Source organism: Niveispirillum sp. KHB5.9 (assembly GCF_048066115.1).
GTDB lineage: Bacteria > Pseudomonadota > Alphaproteobacteria > Azospirillales > Azospirillaceae > Niveispirillum.
Map to the genome: position 1 here is coordinate 263,138 of NZ_JBLTYX010000003.1, position 16,588 is coordinate 279,725.

General features: G+C 66.3%; 16 protein-coding genes. 7 read left to right on the forward strand and 9 right to left on the reverse strand.

Annotated features, from left to right (window positions below; translation table 11 throughout):
- Window positions 1–609, reverse strand: a complete 609-nt coding sequence (locus ACM9HJ_RS07855; protein WP_416571158.1) for a TetR/AcrR family transcriptional regulator — start codon at window positions 607–609, stop codon at window positions 1–3.
- 246 nt (window positions 610–855) lie between these two features.
- Here ACM9HJ_RS07855 and ACM9HJ_RS07860 point away from each other — a divergent pair, with 246 nt between their 5' ends.
- Window positions 856–3,795, forward strand: coding sequence for a 2-oxoglutarate dehydrogenase E1 component (locus ACM9HJ_RS07860; RefSeq protein ID WP_416571159.1), 2,940 nt, complete (start codon window positions 856–858; stop codon window positions 3,793–3,795).
- Between the two features lie 55 nt (window positions 3,796–3,850).
- A complete protein-coding gene (odhB, locus tag ACM9HJ_RS07865; RefSeq protein ID WP_416571160.1) occupies window positions 3,851–5,080 on the forward strand; it encodes a 2-oxoglutarate dehydrogenase complex dihydrolipoyllysine-residue succinyltransferase in 1,230 nt (409 codons plus the stop codon).
- Window positions 5,081–5,155: 75 nt separating this feature from the next.
- Here the strand turns inward: odhB and ACM9HJ_RS07870 are convergent, their stop codons facing one another.
- From ACM9HJ_RS07870 to ACM9HJ_RS07880, 3 genes are all read right to left on the reverse strand, one after another.
- Window positions 5,156–6,175: a hypothetical protein gene (locus tag ACM9HJ_RS07870; RefSeq protein ID WP_416571161.1), complete on the reverse strand. Its 1,020-nt coding sequence runs from the start codon at window positions 6,173–6,175 to the stop codon at window positions 5,156–5,158.
- A gap of 169 nt (window positions 6,176–6,344) precedes the next feature.
- Window positions 6,345–6,536, reverse strand: coding sequence for a DUF1289 domain-containing protein (locus tag ACM9HJ_RS07875; RefSeq protein WP_416571162.1), 192 nt, complete (start codon window positions 6,534–6,536; stop codon window positions 6,345–6,347).
- 2 nt (window positions 6,537–6,538) lie between these two features.
- Window positions 6,539–7,549, reverse strand: coding sequence for an NAD(P)/FAD-dependent oxidoreductase (locus tag ACM9HJ_RS07880; protein ID WP_416571163.1), 1,011 nt, complete (start codon window positions 7,547–7,549; stop codon window positions 6,539–6,541).
- A 130-nt stretch (window positions 7,550–7,679) separates the two neighbouring features.
- Between ACM9HJ_RS07880 and ACM9HJ_RS07885 the strand changes: the two genes are divergently transcribed.
- On the forward strand, window positions 7,680–9,182 hold the full coding sequence (locus ACM9HJ_RS07885; RefSeq protein ID WP_416571164.1) for a PAS domain-containing sensor histidine kinase: 1,503 nt from the start codon (window positions 7,680–7,682) through the stop codon (window positions 9,180–9,182).
- A 138-nt stretch (window positions 9,183–9,320) separates the two neighbouring features.
- On the opposite strand, the gene ACM9HJ_RS07890 is transcribed toward ACM9HJ_RS07885, so the two are convergent.
- The 4 genes from ACM9HJ_RS07890 to ACM9HJ_RS07905 form a co-directional block, all read right to left on the reverse strand.
- Window positions 9,321–9,857, reverse strand: a complete 537-nt coding sequence (locus ACM9HJ_RS07890; protein WP_416571165.1) for a hypothetical protein — start codon at window positions 9,855–9,857, stop codon at window positions 9,321–9,323.
- A 200-nt stretch (window positions 9,858–10,057) separates the two neighbouring features.
- Complete coding sequence (gene purS / locus ACM9HJ_RS07895) at window positions 10,058–10,300, reverse strand: phosphoribosylformylglycinamidine synthase subunit PurS (protein ID WP_416571166.1); 243 nt, start codon at window positions 10,298–10,300, stop codon at window positions 10,058–10,060.
- Between the two features lie 184 nt (window positions 10,301–10,484).
- Entirely contained in the window at window positions 10,485–11,249 is a 765-nt protein-coding gene (gene purC, locus ACM9HJ_RS07900; protein WP_094454947.1) for a phosphoribosylaminoimidazolesuccinocarboxamide synthase, read from the reverse strand.
- A 149-nt stretch (window positions 11,250–11,398) separates the two neighbouring features.
- Window positions 11,399–12,151, reverse strand: coding sequence for an NRDE family protein (locus tag ACM9HJ_RS07905; protein ID WP_416571167.1), 753 nt, complete (start codon window positions 12,149–12,151; stop codon window positions 11,399–11,401).
- A gap of 141 nt (window positions 12,152–12,292) precedes the next feature.
- On the opposite strand from ACM9HJ_RS07905, the gene ACM9HJ_RS07910 reads away from it, so the two are divergent.
- A complete protein-coding gene (locus ACM9HJ_RS07910; RefSeq protein WP_416571168.1) occupies window positions 12,293–12,613 on the forward strand; it encodes a DUF1476 domain-containing protein in 321 nt (106 codons plus the stop codon).
- Window positions 12,614–12,646: 33 nt separating this feature from the next.
- On the opposite strand, the gene ACM9HJ_RS07915 is transcribed toward ACM9HJ_RS07910, so the two are convergent.
- Entirely contained in the window at window positions 12,647–13,186 is a 540-nt protein-coding gene (locus ACM9HJ_RS07915) for a regulatory protein RecX (protein WP_416571169.1), read from the reverse strand.
- A gap of 150 nt (window positions 13,187–13,336) precedes the next feature.
- On the opposite strand from ACM9HJ_RS07915, the gene ACM9HJ_RS07920 reads away from it, so the two are divergent.
- The 3 genes from ACM9HJ_RS07920 to ACM9HJ_RS07930 all read left to right on the forward strand — a co-directional run bounded on the left by ACM9HJ_RS07920 (window position 13,337) and on the right by ACM9HJ_RS07930 (window position 16,586).
- Complete coding sequence (locus ACM9HJ_RS07920; RefSeq protein ID WP_416571170.1) at window positions 13,337–14,140, forward strand: ABC transporter permease; 804 nt, start codon at window positions 13,337–13,339, stop codon at window positions 14,138–14,140.
- 152 nt (window positions 14,141–14,292) lie between these two features.
- Window positions 14,293–15,126 (forward strand): ABC transporter permease, encoded by an 834-nt coding sequence (locus ACM9HJ_RS07925; RefSeq protein WP_416571171.1) that lies wholly within the window; start codon window positions 14,293–14,295, stop codon window positions 15,124–15,126.
- Window positions 15,127–15,266: 140 nt separating this feature from the next.
- Window positions 15,267–16,586, forward strand: a complete 1,320-nt coding sequence (locus ACM9HJ_RS07930) for a GIN domain-containing protein (protein WP_416571172.1) — start codon at window positions 15,267–15,269, stop codon at window positions 16,584–16,586.
- The last annotated feature ends 2 nt before the right edge of the window (window positions 16,587–16,588 follow it).

Here is a 16,588-nt window from a genome sequence, read left to right on the forward strand (position 1 = left end):
CTATCCCCGCACCCGCAGCCCCGCCGCCAGCGTTTCCACCAGTTCGGCCATCATCACCTCCGGGTCGGCGCTGCTGACCGGGGCCAGGTTGCCGGAAACGATGCCTTCCACCAGGCCGTTGACGGCGGCCCAGGTGGTGGCGGCGGCGCGTTCCAGCCGGTCGGGGCTGGCCTTGGGGATCAGCGGCGCCACCGCCATCTCGATCCCCCGGCGCAGGCGCACGATCCGTTCCAGCAGCCAGTCGGGCAGCGGTTCGGTCAGGACCGGCGGGCGGTTGTCGATCAGGGTCTGGAACAGGTTCAGGTTGGACCGTGCGAAGCTGAGATAGGCCTTGGCCAGGGCCAGCAGCCGCGTTTCCACCGCCGCGTCGCTCGGCACGGCGTCATCGGCCGCCTTCATCACCACCTGTAAACGGTCTAGCAGCTCTGCGTTCAGATGCAGGCGCACCGTGTCGAGATTGGGGTACAGGTTGTAGAGTGTTCCCACCGAACAACCGACAGCCAGTGCCAAAGTCCGCGCCGTCAGCGCGGCCAGCCCATGGTCGGCGACCAGTTTGCGCGCCTCGTGCAGGACGGCTTTGGCGAGTTCGGCGCGGGGCTGACGGCTCATCGGCGATTTTTCCCTGACTTTCCCTGGATTTGGCACGCACGGACACTATCTTTAGCACGGGCGCGCGGTTTTCAATCGACCTTTGTCCGGCTACCCATGTTACCCGTGCTCACGGCAAAAGGCTGCCTCGGCAGACCTGCATGTTGATGACACCGCCTAGCTGACGTAAAACCGTCGCGGATTCTCAAGCCTTTGCACCCGGCCCCGGCGATCCAACGTCGCGGGCCTTTCCGACCGGAACCCCAAATGGCCCCCTACGATCAAGCCCCGAGCGAGCGCCTGTCCTTCCTTTTCGGCGCCAACGGCACCTTCATCGCGGAACTCTACGCCCGTTACCGTCAGGACCCGACCGCGGTCGATGCCAGCTGGCAGTCCTTCTTCGCCGAACTGGGCGATGATGGACACGCCATCCTGGCCGAACTGAACGGTGCCTCCTGGGCGAAAGCGACCGCCAAGGTCATCGGGGCCGCCGACCCGGACGCCCCGCCGCCGGCCAAGCCCGGCAAGGGCGACAAGGCCGCCCCGACCCCGGCCGCCGCCGCCCCGGTTGTCAACGGCTTCACGCCCGAGCAGGTCCGTCAGGCCCAGCTGGACAGTCTGCGCGCCCTGATGCTGATCCGGAACTATCGTGTCCGCGGCCATCTGCTGGCCAAGCTGGACCCGCTGGGCATGGACAAGCGGGCTGAGCATGCGGAGCTGGATTACCGCCATCACGGCTTCACCGATGCCGATCTGGACCGCCCTATCTTCATCAACAATGTGCTGGGGATGGAAACCGCCACCCTGCGCCAGATCGTGGACGCGGTGCAGCGCACCTACTGCGGTTCCATCGGCGTGGAGTTCATGCATATCCAGGACCCGGAGCAGAAGGCCTGGATACAGGAGCGCATCGAAGGCATTCGCAACCAGACCGACTTCACCGTCAATGGCAAGAAGGCCATCCTGCAACGGCTGACGGCGGCGGAAGGTTTCGAGAAGTTCTGCCAGGTGAAATACACGGGCACGAAGCGCTTCGGCCTGGAAGGCGGCGAGGTGCTGGTCCCGGCCATCGAGCAGGTGATGAAGCGCGGTGGCCAGATGGGCCTGAAGGAGATCGTGCTGGGCATGGCCCATCGCGGCCGCCTGAACGTGCTGGCCAATGTCATGGGCAAGCCGTTCAAGGCCATCTTCAGCGAGTTCCAGGGCAACCCCGCCAACCCCGAGGATGTGCAGGGCTCCGGCGACGTGAAGTACCATATGGGTACGTCCAGCGACCGTGATTTCGACGGCAATACCATCCACCTGTCGCTGTCGCCCAACCCGTCGCATCTGGAAGTCGTGAACCCGGTCGTCTGCGGGCGTGTACGCGCCAAGCAGTGCCAGATCTCCGGCCAGGTGCCGCCGTCGGATGAAAGCCGCGCCAATGTGCTGGGCGTGCTGCTGCATGGCGACGCGGCGTTCGCCGGCCAGGGCCTGGTGCCCGAGACGCTGCTGCTGTCGGAGCTGAAGGGCTACCGCACCGGCGGTATCATCCATTTCATCATCAACAACCAGATCGGCTTCACCACCGCCCCGCAATACAGCCGTTCCGGCCCGTATCCGACGGAAGTGGCCAAGTCGATCCAGGCCCCGATCTTCCATGTGAATGGTGACGATCCGGAAGCCGTCATCCATGTCAGCCGCATCGCCATCGAATTCCGCCAGAAGTTCCTGAAGGACGTGGTGGTCGACGTGGTCTGCTATCGCCGCCAGGGTCACAATGAAGGCGACGAGCCGGCATTCACCCAGCCGCTGATGTACAAGACCATCGCCAAGCAGACCACGACCCGCGCCCTTTATGCCCAGCAGCTGGTGGCCGAAGGCGTGCTGACAGCCGCCGAGGCCGATGGTTACGTCGCCGATTTCAATGCGACGCTGGAGGCCGAATTCCAGGCCGGCATGTCATACAAGGCCAACAAGGCCGACTGGCTGGAAGGCAAGTGGTCGGGCCTGTCGACCGCCACGCCGGATGCCCGCCGTGGCGTCACCGCCGTGGCCCCGGACGTGCTGAAGGAGGTTGGCCTGGCCATCTCCAAGGTGCCGGCCGGCTTCAACGTCAATTCCAAGGTCGCCCGTCAGCTCAAGGCTAAGGCCGAGGCGATCGAGTCGGGCCAGGGCATCGACTGGGCCACGGCCGAGGCGCTGGCCTTCGGTACGCTGGCCGTGGAGGGCACCCCGGTGCGCCTGTCGGGTCAGGATGTGGGCCGCGGCACCTTCTCCCAGCGCCATTGCGTGCTGGTCGATCAGGTGAACGAGGAGAAGCTGGTTCCCCTGAACCTGATCCGTCCGGGCAGCCAGGCCAATTTCGAGGTGCATGACAGCCCGCTGTCGGAAGCCGCGGTCCTGGGTTTCGAATATGGCTTCTCCCTGACGGAACCGCATGCGCTGACCATCTGGGAAGCGCAGTTCGGCGATTTCGTGAATGGCGCCCAGGTCATCATCGACCAGTTCATCAGCTCTGCCGAATCGAAGTGGCTGCGCATGTCCGGTCTGGTCATGCTGCTGCCGCACGGCATGGAAGGCCAGGGGCCGGAGCATTCGTCCGCCCGTCCGGAGCGCTTCCTGCAGAACTGCGCCGAGGATAACTGGCAGATCTGCAACATCACGACGCCGGCCAATTATTTCCACGCGCTGCGCCGCCAGGTGCGCCGCGACTTCCGCAAGCCGCTGATCGTGATGTCGCCGAAGTCGCTGCTGCGCCACAAGCTGGCCGTATCGCCGCTGGACATGTTCTCCAACGGCCAGACCTTCCACCGCGTCCTCTATGAAACGGGTGTGGATCTGGTGGCCAACGACAAGATCCGCCGCGTCGTCATCTGCACGGGCAAGGTCTATTACGATCTGTTCCAGGAGCGGGAGAACCGGGGCGTCAAGGATGTGGCCATACTGCGCCTGGAGCAGCTCTATCCGTTCCCGGCCGACGTGCTGGCCGAGGAACTGGCCAAGTACCCGAACGCCGACGTGGTCTGGTGCCAGGAGGAGTCGGAGAACCAGGGTTACTGGACCTTCGTCGACCGCCGCATCGAGAAGGTGCTGGTCAGCATCTCCCACAAGGCCAGCCGTCCGAAATACGCGGGCCGTCCGGAATCGGCCGCCCCCGCCACCGGCATGCTGAAGCGCCACAACCAGGAGCAGGCGAAGCTTCTGGATGAAGCGCTGACGGTCTGATCCACCGGCTTCCACCCATTCCTTAAAGACCATCCAAACGCGAAGGCCACAAAACATGGCGACGGAAATCAAGGTGCCCACCCTGGGCGAATCGGTCACGGAAGCGACGGTTGCCCGCTGGCTGAAGAAGGTCGGCGACGCGATCAATGTCGATGACGCCCTGGTGGAACTGGAAACCGACAAGGTGACGCTGGAGGTCAATGCCCAGGCCGCCGGTACCCTGGTCGAGATCGTGGCCGCCGAAGGCGCCAATGTCGCCGTCGGCGCCCTGCTGGGCACCATCGGCGAAGGCGCCGGTGCTCCGGCTGCCAAGCCGGCCGCTGCTGCCCCGGCCCCCGCCGTTGCCGCCCCGGCTCCGGCGGCCGCCCCCGCTGCCCCGGTGGCTGGCGCGCCCGTGTTCCCGGCCGCCGCCAAGATTGCTGCCGATAACGGCGTCGATACCGGCGCCATCGCCGGCACCGGCAAGGATGGCCGCGTGACCAAGGGCGACGTGCTGGCCGCCATCGACACGCCGAAGGCCGCCGCTCCCGCCCCGGCTCCCGCACCCAAGCCCGCCCCGGCCCCGTCCGGTCCGCGCGCCAAGGCCGACCTGGAGGAGCGGGTGCGCATGACCCGCCTGCGCCAGCGTATCGCCGAGCGTCTGAAGGAAGCGCAGAACACCGCCGCCATGCTGACCACCTTCAACGAGGTGGACATGACGAACGTGATCGCCATGCGCAACCAGTTGAAGGACGGCTTCGAGAAGAAGCACGGCGTGAAGCTGGGCTTCATGTCCTTCTTCGTGAAGGCCTGTCTGGTGGCCCTGAAGGAGTTGCCAGCGGTCAATGCCGAGATCGACGGTACCGATCTGGTCTACAAGAACTACTATGACATCGGTGTTGCCGTCGGCACGCCGCAGGGTCTGGTGGTTCCGGTCGTCCGCAACGCTGACCAGCTTTCCTTCGCCGGGGTGGAAAAGACCATCGGCGATCTGGGCAAGAAGGCCCGTGACGGCAAGCTGTCGATGGAAGACCTGTCGGGCGGCACCTTCACCATCTCCAACGGTGGTGTCTATGGCTCGCTGATGTCGACCCCGATCCTGAACACGCCGCAGTCCGGCATCCTGGGCATGCACAAGACCATGGACCGCGCCGTCGTCGTGAACGGGAAGGTCGAGGTCCGTCCCATGATGTATCTGGCCCTGTCCTACGATCACCGCATCATCGATGGCCGCGAAGCGGTGACCTTCCTGGTCCGCGTCAAGGAATGCATCGAGAATCCGGAGCGCATCCTGCTGGAAGTCTGATCATTCCGGTGGTGCAATAAAATGAATGGGCCGCCCGGTGACGGGCGGCCCTTTTCTATTCCGGATACAGAATGATCAATCGGCCACGGCCGAAGCCCCTTCCCAACGCTGCGGCCAGGGGCGGTCATAGAGCGGGCGTTCCGGGGCCTGCAGGCCGTGATGGATGGCCAGGTCCAGCACCCAGTCCAGATACATCTCGATCATGCCCGACACATGGAAGGCCGGGCAGCCGGTGTAGAGCCGGTCATTGCCCGTGCTGAACGGCGTGATGGAACGGCCATCCAGGCGCAGGCGGATGCCGTCCGGTGCATGTTCGATGCGGAACGCACAAGCTTCACCGGTCGTCGGGTTCACTGCACTCTCCCCCTCCGGTTCCAGCTTGGAGGCATGCAGGAAGGTGACGATCATGCCCAGGCTGCCGGCGGCAAGCGTCTTCAGTTCCTTGCGGCTGCGCCACATGGCGTCGCGCCAATGGTTGACGGGCAGGTCCAGGCCCAGATGCAGCGAGGCCTCCACCAGGCTGAAGCACATATGCAGGGCGGTGTTGCTGCCGGTCTTGGAGATGGAGACCATGTCATGGTCGGCGCGGGCGTAAAGCGCGGACCCCTTGAAGAAGCCCTGGGCGAAGCGGGCCATGCGGGCGAACGGGCAGGCGGGAACAGGCTTGTTCACCAGTTCGGCGGCCCATTCATCCAGCACCAAGTTCAGGCTGATACAGGCCTGGGCGCGCAGCCAGTTCAACTTCTGCGCCTGTGACAGGCCGGCGGGCAGGGGAGCGAACGGGCCGTCGCCATGGGTGCGGGCCAGTTCCATGCGCCCCCGCAGCTTGTCGCGCAGGTCATGGAACAGGAAGGACAGGAACAGGTTGCCCTTCACCCGGTCGCGATTGTCGGACGTCAGGGGCGTGCCATCCTCCAGCAGCGTATCGATGCCCTGGGCCTCGCCGCCACGCCGGGTCAGCCAGTCCAGGATGGACCCCACGCCCAGGCGCGACAGGCCGGCCTTGCCATGGGCCTGACGGTAAAGCTGGGCGAAGCTGCCCTCGGCTTCGGTCTCGCCGGACTGGATGAACCGGATATGCGCGCTGCCGTCCATGAAATCCCCCGCTGCTGATGGCGGGGGTGGAAAAGCAAGGCGCGGGCCAGTGCTAGAAATTTCAATGATTACAATGAGTTATGGCGTATGATGTTCTTGCAATCCGCAATGTCCCTTGCGGATTGCCATTGGGCCGGCGCTTTTTGCCCAGTGGATTTTGCCCCAACGGTCAGTCCGTGCCGGGCACGGGCCTTCCCAGCCGGGTCCAGACGGCGCGGCGTTCGTCCGGGGTCATGACACCCCAGCGCATGATCTCTTCCAGGAGCCGCTTGCAGCCCAGGCAATATTGGCGCTTGCGGTCCAGGTCGCAGCGGCGGATGCAGGGGCTGGGCACATAATCGTCTTGGCTCGGGTTCTCCATGTTCATGCCCCCATGGCGGCGGCCAGCCGCGCGCCGCTGACGAAGGCGGCTTCCGCCCGCGCTTCCAGGCACCAGTCGCCGCAAGCCCCCAGGCCCAGGGGGGCGTCCCAAAGGTATCCGTCGGACAGCGGCGCCGTGGGCAGGGCGTGCGGCCAATGGTGCAGGGCGAGGAAGGCGGGCTCGGCCGTGATCCCCGTGGCGGCGCGGAAGGCCGGCAGCAGGGTGGTGATCACGGCGTCGTCCGTGTCCTCCCGGTGGCGTTCGGACCATGCAGGGGCGGCATGGGCGATGAAGCCGGCCCGTCCGTCGCGGCCCGGCTTGCCCCCGTCATGGGCGATCCAGGATAGCGGCCGATCCTCTGCGCCCGCACCGCCCAGGAAGGCGGCATCCCAGGGCGGCAGCACGGCGGCCCCATAGCCCAGCATCAGCGCCCGGCAGGGTGCCATCACGGCCTGCGCCGCCCGCGTCGCCAGGGCGGGGGCAACGAGGGACAGTAACCTGGCCGCCAGCGGGGCCGGGACGGCGATGACGACCCGGGTGAAAGGCCCCTCCTGCGCGTCATCCGCCAGTGCCAGATGCCAATGGCCGGGTGTGCCCGTGACGGCGGTGACCCTGCTGCCGAAGCGCGGACGGGCCGCCTCCGGCAGGCGAGCGATCAGGCCCCTGATGATGCCATCCATGCCGGGCAGGCCCACGAACCGTTCCACCACATGCGGTTGCACGCTTCCATCGGCGGACAGCCGCACGACATGCCCCATCCAGGGGGCGGCGTGACCGTCCCCCACCAGTTCGCCCATCACGTCACGGAACCCCGCATCGCGCACCGTCAGGAACTGCCCACCATGGTCGAAGCGCCAGCCGCCGGCCCGGTGCGTGGACAGGCGCCCGCCCGGTGCCGTGCCCGCATCGAACAGGGTGACGGGTAACCCATGCGCCGACAGGGCAAGGGCTGCGGCCAGCCCGGCCAGGCCGGCGCCAATGATGGCGGTGGGAAGGGGGGTGGGATGCGTCATGCCTGTCTGACGGGTGGGTTGCTCGGGGGGCGGTCATACGCCCACGACGAAGGCCATACTATGCTTGTGTGTCATGACACCAGGGGTTGGGAGTGCTAACAATATTCATCCTCTTGGCCGCGAGCAGGCGATGGACGGTACGACCGGCGCAGAACGGCCACCCCATACACCGGACCGCCCCCGGGCGCGTGCATCGGTGTTCTCCCCCTGGCTGGCCCTGCCCCTGGCGCTGGTCGGGATTCTTGCCATTGTCGTGACCCTGGCCTGGCCGGAGGCGACCCTGCCCGCCCGGATCGATCCCTGGCAGCCGGCGGCGCTGGTCTGTGCCGGCATCGCCCTGCTGCTGCTGCTCTGGGTCATCATCCATGCCGTCCGCCAGCATCAGGCGGATGCGTTGGGTGAGCGCCGCGACCTGCGCACCGCCAATGCCGCCCTGGTGGCGCAGGTGGGCCGCCAGCAGGCGGCGCTGGACCGGCTGGCCCAGTCGGAGCGCAAATACCGCGAGATTTACGAGACGGCGATGGAGGGGATGTTCACCACCGACATTTCCGGCCGCTTCCTGTCCGCCAATCCCGCCTTGCTGACCATGATCGGTTACGACAACGAGGCGCAACTGAAGGCCGAGGTGGTCGATGCCACTGTCAGCTTCTATGTCGACCAGGAGAACCGCGAGGCGATCACCCAGTCCCTGCTGGCGCAGGAGGAGGTGGGCAGCATGCCGGTGGAACTGCGCCACCGCGACGGCAGCCATTTCTGGGTCGCCATCTCCGCCCGCATCATCCGCAACGAGGATGGGCGCGCCGTGGCCTTCCAGGGCAGCGTGCGCGACATCACGCAATGGCGGCGCGACCGGCTGGCCATGGAACAGGCGCTGAGTGCGGCCGAGATGGCCAATCGCGCCAAGTCGGAATTCCTGGCCAACATGACGCACGAGCTGCGCACACCCTTGAACGCCATCATCGGCTTTTCGGAGATCATCGCCACCCAGGCCATGGGACCCATCGGCCAGCCCGCCTATCGTGAATATGCCCATGACATCCATGACAGCGGTCAGATGCTGCTGACCCTGATCAACGACATCCTGGACCTGTCGCGCATCCAGGCCGGCAAGAAGGAACTGTCGGAGAAGCTGGTGGATGTGCCGCGCCTGATCCGGTCCAGCATGCGCCTGGTGGCGGAACGCGCCGACAAGGGCGGCGTGCTGCTGGAGACGGAGATGGAGGCGGAATTGCCGCCGGTGCGCGCCGACGAGGTAGCGCTGAAACAGATTCTGAACAACCTGTTGTCCAACGCCGTGAAGTTCACGCCCGATGGCGGCAAGGTCGTCTGCGGCGCGCGGGTGGAGGAGGATGGGGCCCTGTCGCTCTATGTCCGCGATACCGGTATCGGCATGCGGGAGGAGGACATGACCACCGCCATGGAGCCGTTCCGGCAGATCGAGGGTAGCCATTCGCGCAGCGCCGGCGGTGTCGGCCTGGGCCTGCCGCTGGTTCTGGCTCTGGCCCGCCTGCATGGCGGCGACGCGCGGCTGGAAAGCCGGCTGGAGCATGGCACGCTGGTCACCGTGACCCTGCCGCCGACCCGGGTGCAGGCCATGCCCCTGGCCTTCCTGCGCTCCGTGGCGCCGGTATAGTTTGTTCCCTGAGGCGCCGGGCGCCCGCATCCGCGGGCTTGGCTCATGCGCCACGTGGCGCGCGGCGGCAGTCGCCGCCGTACCACCGGCAAGTACTTCGCCGGTGGTATAAAGCCCCCTTCGGGGCGCTCGCCCTGCTCACTTCACGCGGCGGACTTTGATGATGCCGGTGACGCCATCGATGGTCATGGTGAAGCTGCCGACGATGCCCTTCTCGATCCGCACGGTCTTGCCGGTCTTGGCATTGGCGATGGAGCGGGCCACGACCTGGCTCCAGACCTGGCCATTGTCCAGCGTGAAGGTATAGCGGTCGATGGTCTGCTGGCTGACGGAGACCAGCTTGGCAGTGATGCTCTCCGCCTCTTCCGGCTTGGCGGCGACGGCGGGGTTCTGCTTGTCCTGGATGCGCTCGGCACCGAAGGCCTGCTCCTTGCTCACCGGCGGGGCGGGGGGAATCGGGGCCTGGGGAGCCATGGGGGCGGCCGGCGGCGGGGCGGCGTGGCGCAGGCCCGGCACGGTGCGGTCATAGCAGGCGAGCCGCGCGCTGTTGTCGAGAATGCCCAGGCATTTCAGCACATCGTCCTGGCCGGCGGCCAGGGCGGGGGCGGGCAATATCGCCGGGCCCGACAGGACAAGGGCGGCGGCAAGCAGGCGGGACAGGCGGAAATCGCGCATCGGGTCAAATTCCCTATGGAACCGTCGATGCGTCTGTCTGTACCCGTTGGCCGGAAATATCTCAACCGAATGCGGGGGCTGTATCACCCCCGCATGGGTTGGTTCATGCCCTCAATCGCCGGGCGGGCGCATAAGGCACCCTTGGCTACGCCGCAGGTGCGGCGCGGCGGCAGTCGCCGCCGTTGGCATGGCTGGTGGTATCAGGCCACCAGCTCGATCGAGTAATTCTCGATGACGGTGTTGGCCAGCAGCTTGCGGCACATGTCCTCGATCTGGGCCTTGGCCTTGGCCGGGTCGGTTTCGGCCACTTCCAGCTCGATCAGCTTGCCCTGGCGGACCTCGCCGATCCCTTCGAAGCCCAGGTTGGTCAGCGCATGGCCGATGGCCTTGCCCTGCGGGTCCAGCACGCCGTTCTTCAGGGTGACGATGACTTTGGCCTTCATGGGAACACCCGTGTCCTTGGTCGGAAAAGCGATGGCGGTGGGATAGCAAAATCGATCCTGCTTGGCGATGGCGAAACCCGCAGGGAAGCCTTGTCCCAGGCGGGCATGCGGTCACCCGGAAATGAAAAACGCCGGGACCGTGCGGGACGGTTCCGGCGTTTTTCATTACACGATCAAGCGGCGCTTACTGCACCAGCTTGGGCGCCGTATGGTCGCCGGGGCCGGCCTCGGGCAGGATGCCCAGGCGGCGGGCCACTTCCTGATAGGCCTCGGCGACATTGCCCAGGTCCTGGCGGAAACGGTCCTTGTCCAGCTTCTCGTTGGTCTTGGCGTCCCAGAGACGGCAATTGTCCGGGCTGATCTCGTCGGCCAGGATGATGCGCATCTCTTCATTTTCCCAAAGCCGGCCGAACTCCACCTTGAAGTCCACCAGCTTCAGCCCGATGCCCAGGAACAGGCCGTTCAGGTAGTCGTTGATGCGCAGCGCCAGCGACAGCATGTCGTCCAGGTCCTGCGGGGCAGCCCAGCCGAACGCCGTGATATGCTCTTCCGACACCATCGGATCGCCCAGCTCGTCGTTCTTGAAGTAATATTCGACGATGGAGCGGGGCAGCGGCGTGCCCTCCGGGATGCCGAAACGCTTGGTCAGCGAACCGGCGGCGATGTTGCGGACCACCACCTCGATGGGGATGATCTCCACTTCGCGCACCAGCTGCTCACGCATGTTCAGGCGTCGAACAAAGTGGTTCGGGATACCGATCTCGCCCAGCTTCTGCATCAGATACTCGCTGATGCGGTTGTTCAGGACGCCCTTGCCCGTGATCGTGCCCTTCTTCTGGGCGTTGAACGCGGTAGCATCGTCCTTGAAGTACTGGACCAGGGTGCCAGGCTCAGGGCCCTCATACAGGATCTTGGCCTTGCCTTCGTAGATGCGCCGGCGTCGCGTCATGGGTCTGGTGTCCAGCAATCGTTCCAGCCAAAAGGGAGACGGACCCGCATGGCGGCTGGCCAGCGGGTCCGGGCCACTCCTATAGCAAGCTACACCGTTCGGCACAATGAAACCAGCGATGCGGGCGGGTCACGGCTGGGTGGCGGCGATCAGAGGGCGACGGTGTCGTACCCGACCTGGTCGGGCCGGCCGGGCGCGAACAGCAGGCGGGGCTTCATGCCCGCACGCTGCATCGACGGCAGGGCCACCAGCGCCGAACTGCCCGTGCCGAATCCGGTGGGCGTGACGATGCACATGGCCCCGCGCGGACCGGCATCGCCGTCCCAGATGCGGCAGCCCAGCAGTTCCGTCCAGCCCTGCCAGTCGTCCGCCGCCGGGTCCGGCACAGCCGCCACCTGGAACAGCGGCTTGAAGAAGCGGATGCGGGGGTGGGTCCTGTCGTCCAGGTCGCTTGCCGCCATCATCGACAGGCCCACCGGGATCGATGTGGACCGTACCCGTGCCCCGTCGGCCGGCAGCGACAGCCAGAAGGCGTCGCGATTATCGGCCACCACGAGGTTGAACGGCCGGTAGGCACGGCCATCCAGATGCGACAGCGCCTCGGCGGCGGTTTCGGCATCGGCATGGTCCAGCGCGTCCAGCACCAGTTCGCCGCGTGACCTTTTGCCGGCCATCTGGCCCAGCGTGCCCTCGCGGTTCAGCACCGTGGCGACGACACCATGGTCATTGATGCCCAGCCAGGACCCGCCCGCACCTTCATCAAGGCCCGCCAGCACCTCCGGCCGGTCGGGCCAATGGCGGCCTGGCGGCTTCCAGGGGCGCCCCGCCATCTCGTCCCGGTTGCCGGCGAGCAGGAGCGGCCATTCATGACCGGGGCGGCGCAGGATGACGACGGTGCACATGGGCGAGCGGACCTTAAAAGACGGAAACGAAGGCACCATCCTTATAGAAGGGAAGGTGCGACGGGTGATGGCTTCTGTCACATCGGCCGTATATATAAGTTTTCCCGGCTATCGGTTCGACCCGCCTGCAGAGGATTAAAAATGACGACGTTCGACGAGCGCGAACAGGCATTCGAAAACAAGTTCAAGCATGACCAGGAGTTTCTGTTCCGCATCTATGCCCGCCGCGCCCGGCTGGCCGGCCAATGGGCCGCGGGGCTGCTGGGCCTGACCGGCGACGATGCCACCGCCTATGCCAAGCAGATCGTGGCCGTGGATTTCGAGGAGCCGGGCCACAAGGACATCGTCCGCAAGCTGCTGGCCGATTTCCAGGCCAAGGGCGTGGACGTGTCCGAGCACCGGATCGAGAAGGAGCTGGACAGCCTGCTGGAAACCGCGCGCCAGCAGCTGCAGAGCGAATAGTTCCCAACGGCGGGGGGACTCCCCCCGCCGATCTCACAATGCCGACGGGTCGTCGGCATCGATGACGCGGCGGGCCGTTTCCAGGTCGAATCCGGCCCGTGCCATCGCCGCGATATCCTTGTCGCGGCGCGCCCGGACCTCCTCCTCCGGCAATCCCCGGTCGGGGCGGAACCCGCCCAGGCGACGGCGGCGGGCATAGGCGATGGCGGCCTTCATCTCCGCCTCCCCCTCATCGGCCCCTTCCAGGCCGGCGAGTGCCGCTTCCACCTGCCCGTCGTCCAGACCCTTGGCCGTCAGCTTCTGCCGGATCATGCGGGTGGACCCGCCACGGCGCTGCAGGCCGCCGGCCTTCATCTCCGCATACAGCCCGTCATTGAGGATGCCCTGGCGCTGATAGCGCTGGATCAGGGCCTCGACCCATTCCCGCCCCTCCGCCGGGTCGGTGCCGTGGGCGCGGGCCGAGGCATCGACACGGCGCAGCAGCAGCTTGCGCAGGTTTGCCGACGAGCTGGCGAACCGTTCCAGATAATGCAGGGCGGCGCGATCCAGATAGGCGGAACTTACCCGCTTCACCTTTCGCGCCTCCGGGCGCCCGCCTGTACGCCCACCCGTGTCGTCCGTCACTGTCGATCCCCCTGAAGATAGGGCAGCATTGCCCCTATCCGGCCGGCCGTATAGTGTCTGGCCCTTCCCATCGCCCCCGACAGGCGTCCCAGGACAAACATGCCACAACCGACCACCCCCATGCCCCGCGCCGTCGGCGCCGTCAACTGGATCGGGCTTTCCACCTTGATCCGCAAGGAAGTGCACCGGTTCCTGAAGGTCTGGGTGCAGACGGTCGCCGCCCCGATCGTCACCACCCTGCTGTTCTATGCCGTCTTCGCCCTGGCGCTGGGCGGGGTGGTGCGGATGGTCGGCGACGTGCCCTTCATGCTGTTCCTGGCGCCCGGCCTGATCATGATGGCCATCGCCCAGAACGCCTTTGCCAATTCCTCCTCCTCGGTCCTGGTGGCCAAGGTCCAGGGCAATATCGTCGATGTGCTGATGCCACCCATCTCCGCCCTGGAACTGACCAGTGCCTATATCGTGGGGGGCGTGGTGCGCGGCGCCATGGTGGGGCTGGTCACGGCGCTGGCCATCACGCTGTTCGTGCCGCTGTCGATCCATTCCATCGGCTTCGTGCTGTTCCACGGGGTGGCGGCGGCGTCGCTGCTGGCGCTGCTGGGCCTGATCGGCGGCATCTGGGCCGACAAGTTCGACCATATGGCGGTGGTGACCAACTTCATCGTCACGCCCTTGTCCTTCCTGTCGGGCACCTTCTATTCCATCGAAAGCGTGCCGCCTGCCTTCCGCTTCATCGCGCACCTGAACCCGTTCTTCTATTTCATCGACGGCTTCCGCTACGGCTTCATCGGCCAGACGGACGGGACGCTGGGCACTGGCATCCTGGTGATGCTGGGGACCAACCTGGTGCTGGGCTTCGTTGCCTGGCGGATGATCGCCAAGGGTTACAAGCTGAAGGCTTAACGCCTTTCCGCTGATCGTGACCGATCAGCGGCCTCAGTCGCCGGCGGCGCCACCGGCGCCTTGGCTTACGCCGCACGAGCGGCACGGCGGCAGTCGCCGCTGTCCGGGCCCCGAAACGGGACCCGGTCTGGTATCCGGATTAGGAGCGGGGCATGAGCAGCGTGGAACAGACAGGCCGCCCGGCCGGCGCCTTCAACGCCGCCATCGGCCGGCAGGTGCCGTCCTTCCATTGGGTCGCCTTCCTGGCCCTGTGCCGGCGGGAATTGCGGCGGATGATGAAGATGGCGGTGGCCTTCATCGTGGCGCCCGCCCTGATGGCCATCATCTATTTCTTCTGCTTCCTGTTCGGGTTGGGGCCGGAACGCGGTACCCCGACGGGCGACGCCGTCCTCTCCTATCTCGTTCCCGGCCTGATCATGCTGTCGGTGCTGCTGCGCGCGGCGGAAAGCGGCGGGTTCTACCTGCTCTACAGCAAGATCGAAGGCCATATCATCGATGAACTGATGGCCCCCGTCGGCGCGCGGGAGGCGGTGCCCGCCTATCTGCTGGCCGGGGTGACGGCGGGCCTGATCAGCGGCCTGGCCGTGTGGATCGCGTCGCTGTTCTTCTGGCCGCTGCCGGTGGCCCATCCACTGACGGCCATCGGCTTCGTGCTGGCCGCCGCCCTGTTCATGGCGCTGTGCGGTTTCCTGTGCGGGATGGCCAGCACCAAGTGGGACCATATCTCCGCCTATTTCACCTTCCTGTTCACCCCGCTTTCCTTCCTGTCGGGCCTGTTCGCGCCGGTGGATGCGATGCCGGCCACCTTTGCCGCCATCGTGAAGCTGAACCCGCTCTATCACGCCATGGAGGGGTTCCGGCACGGCATGCTGGGCGGCGCGGCACAGTCGCCCGCCCTGTCCGCCCTGTTCCTGGGCATCGGGATCATGGCGCTGCTGGCGCTGGCCGTGCGGCTTTATTCGACGGGATGGCGTATGAAGAGTTAAGCTTATGTAACGGACACGCGTCGGTCCGTTACCAAGGCCGGATTTTTGTAAGCCCCCTGCAAACGCGGCGGACAGGGGGATCGGGCTGCCGCAATATCCAAGGTGAGACAACGGAACCGATGAAATACAGGAACCGACCCATGGATGGCGCGCTTTCCCCCAACCCGCCCTCAAGCCTGTCCAGCCGCCCGCGCCTGACGCCGGGCGTGCCGGCCGGCGGCATAGCCGCCATCATCGTGGCCCTGGGCGTCATCGGCTGGGGCCTGGCCGCCGGCGGCGATGGTCGCGACAATCACCGGATGAGTGTCAGCTTCGACGCGCCGGAGCCCCCTGAACCGCCCGAGCCGCCGGAAGCCCCCACTCCGCCGCGTCCGCCCCGCGCGCCCGGCGACGTGCATGTCAATGTTGATATCGACCCGGCCATGGTCGAGCGCACGGTGCGCGACGCCATGCGGGGTGTGGATGTCGATGCCACCCATATGCAGGCCCTGCGCGATGCCCAGGCTGGTCTGGCCGATGCGCGGCGCGAGATCGAAGAGGCGCGTGCCCGCCTGCGGGCGGAGGGCAAGGATGTGCCCGCCATCGCCGAGGGCGCTTTGCGTGTCGCCGAGATGGGGGTGGCCGCCGCATCGGGTGCGGCCATGGGGGCCGCCAACAGCGCCAATGCCGGCGAAGGCAGCCTGATGCAGAGTTTCGACGCGCCCAAGGGCGTGCAGCTGGTCAATATCGGCGGCGACGTCACCATCGAGCGGTCTTCGCGTGCCGACAAGGTGAAGCTGGAGATCGACAAGGGTGCGCGCACCATGGATGTCGTGGTGAAGGACGGCGTGCTGACTGTTCGCAGCAACAGCGATCCGCATGTCGGCAATGCCGAGATTCGTCTGACCATGCCCAGCGAAGGCGACCTGACCGTGGCCGGGCTGGCCGGCAACCTGTCCATCGGCGGCCGGTCGGACGGCAAGCTGTCGGTGCAGCTGCTGCGCGGCGACGTGTCGGCCGAACGCGTGGGCGCCTTGTCCGTCGATATCAAGGAATCGGGGTCGGTTTCCGTCCAGCGCGTGGAAGGCGATGTGCGTTTCAATGTCAGCGGTTCGGGTGAACTGTCCGTGGAACGGGCGCAAAGCGCGCAGCTGGAAATCCAGGGCCATGCCAATGTCTCGCTCGGCCGGGTGGAGGAGGGGGTGAGCCTGTCCATCCCCGGCCATGCCGAGGTGGATATCGGCCGGGCCGACGGCCCCATCAAGGTGGATTTCCCCGGTGCCGGCAGTGTCAGCATCGGGTCGGGCGAAGCACGGCCGCTGCAGGCCAATGTCAGCGGCGCCGGCACGTTCGAATTCAACGGCACGGCCTATGACCCGCTGGTGGTGGCATCGGGTTCCGGCAACGTCCATATCGCCAAGCATGAAGGCAAGGCCAATGTCCGCAACACCGGCGTGGGCAACACCTTCGTCGGGGATTGAGG

Excerpts from the sequence above, each read along its gene's own strand:
- ACM9HJ_RS07925 (WP_416571171.1), top strand. The coding sequence starts at position 14,293 with ATGAGCAGCGTGGAACAGACAGGCCGCCCGGCCGGCGCCTTCAACGCC.
- ACM9HJ_RS07930 (WP_416571172.1), top strand. The coding sequence starts at position 15,267 with ATGGATGGCGCGCTTTCCCCCAACCCGCCCTCAAGCCTGTCCAGCCGC.
- purS (WP_416571166.1), bottom strand. The coding sequence starts at position 10,300 with ATGAAGGCCAAAGTCATCGTCACCCTGAAGAACGGCGTGCTGGACCCG.
- purC (WP_094454947.1), bottom strand. The coding sequence starts at position 11,249 with ATGACGCGACGCCGGCGCATCTACGAAGGCAAGGCCAAGATCCTGTAT.
- ACM9HJ_RS07910 (WP_416571168.1), top strand. The coding sequence starts at position 12,293 with ATGACGACGTTCGACGAGCGCGAACAGGCATTCGAAAACAAGTTCAAG.
- ACM9HJ_RS07870 (WP_416571161.1), bottom strand. The coding sequence starts at position 6,175 with ATGGACGGCAGCGCGCATATCCGGTTCATCCAGTCCGGCGAGACCGAA.
- ACM9HJ_RS07880 (WP_416571163.1), bottom strand. The coding sequence starts at position 7,549 with ATGACGCATCCCACCCCCCTTCCCACCGCCATCATTGGCGCCGGCCTG.
- odhB (WP_416571160.1), top strand. The coding sequence starts at position 3,851 with ATGGCGACGGAAATCAAGGTGCCCACCCTGGGCGAATCGGTCACGGAA.
- ACM9HJ_RS07920 (WP_416571170.1), top strand. The coding sequence starts at position 13,337 with ATGCCACAACCGACCACCCCCATGCCCCGCGCCGTCGGCGCCGTCAAC.
- ACM9HJ_RS07905 (WP_416571167.1), bottom strand. The coding sequence starts at position 12,151 with ATGTGCACCGTCGTCATCCTGCGCCGCCCCGGTCATGAATGGCCGCTC.
- ACM9HJ_RS07875 (WP_416571162.1), bottom strand. The coding sequence starts at position 6,536 with ATGGAGAACCCGAGCCAAGACGATTATGTGCCCAGCCCCTGCATCCGC.
- ACM9HJ_RS07885 (WP_416571164.1), top strand. The coding sequence starts at position 7,680 with ATGGACGGTACGACCGGCGCAGAACGGCCACCCCATACACCGGACCGC.
- ACM9HJ_RS07860 (WP_416571159.1), top strand. The coding sequence starts at position 856 with ATGGCCCCCTACGATCAAGCCCCGAGCGAGCGCCTGTCCTTCCTTTTC.
- ACM9HJ_RS07890 (WP_416571165.1), bottom strand. The coding sequence starts at position 9,857 with ATGCGCGATTTCCGCCTGTCCCGCCTGCTTGCCGCCGCCCTTGTCCTG.
- ACM9HJ_RS07855 (WP_416571158.1), bottom strand. The coding sequence starts at position 609 with ATGAGCCGTCAGCCCCGCGCCGAACTCGCCAAAGCCGTCCTGCACGAG.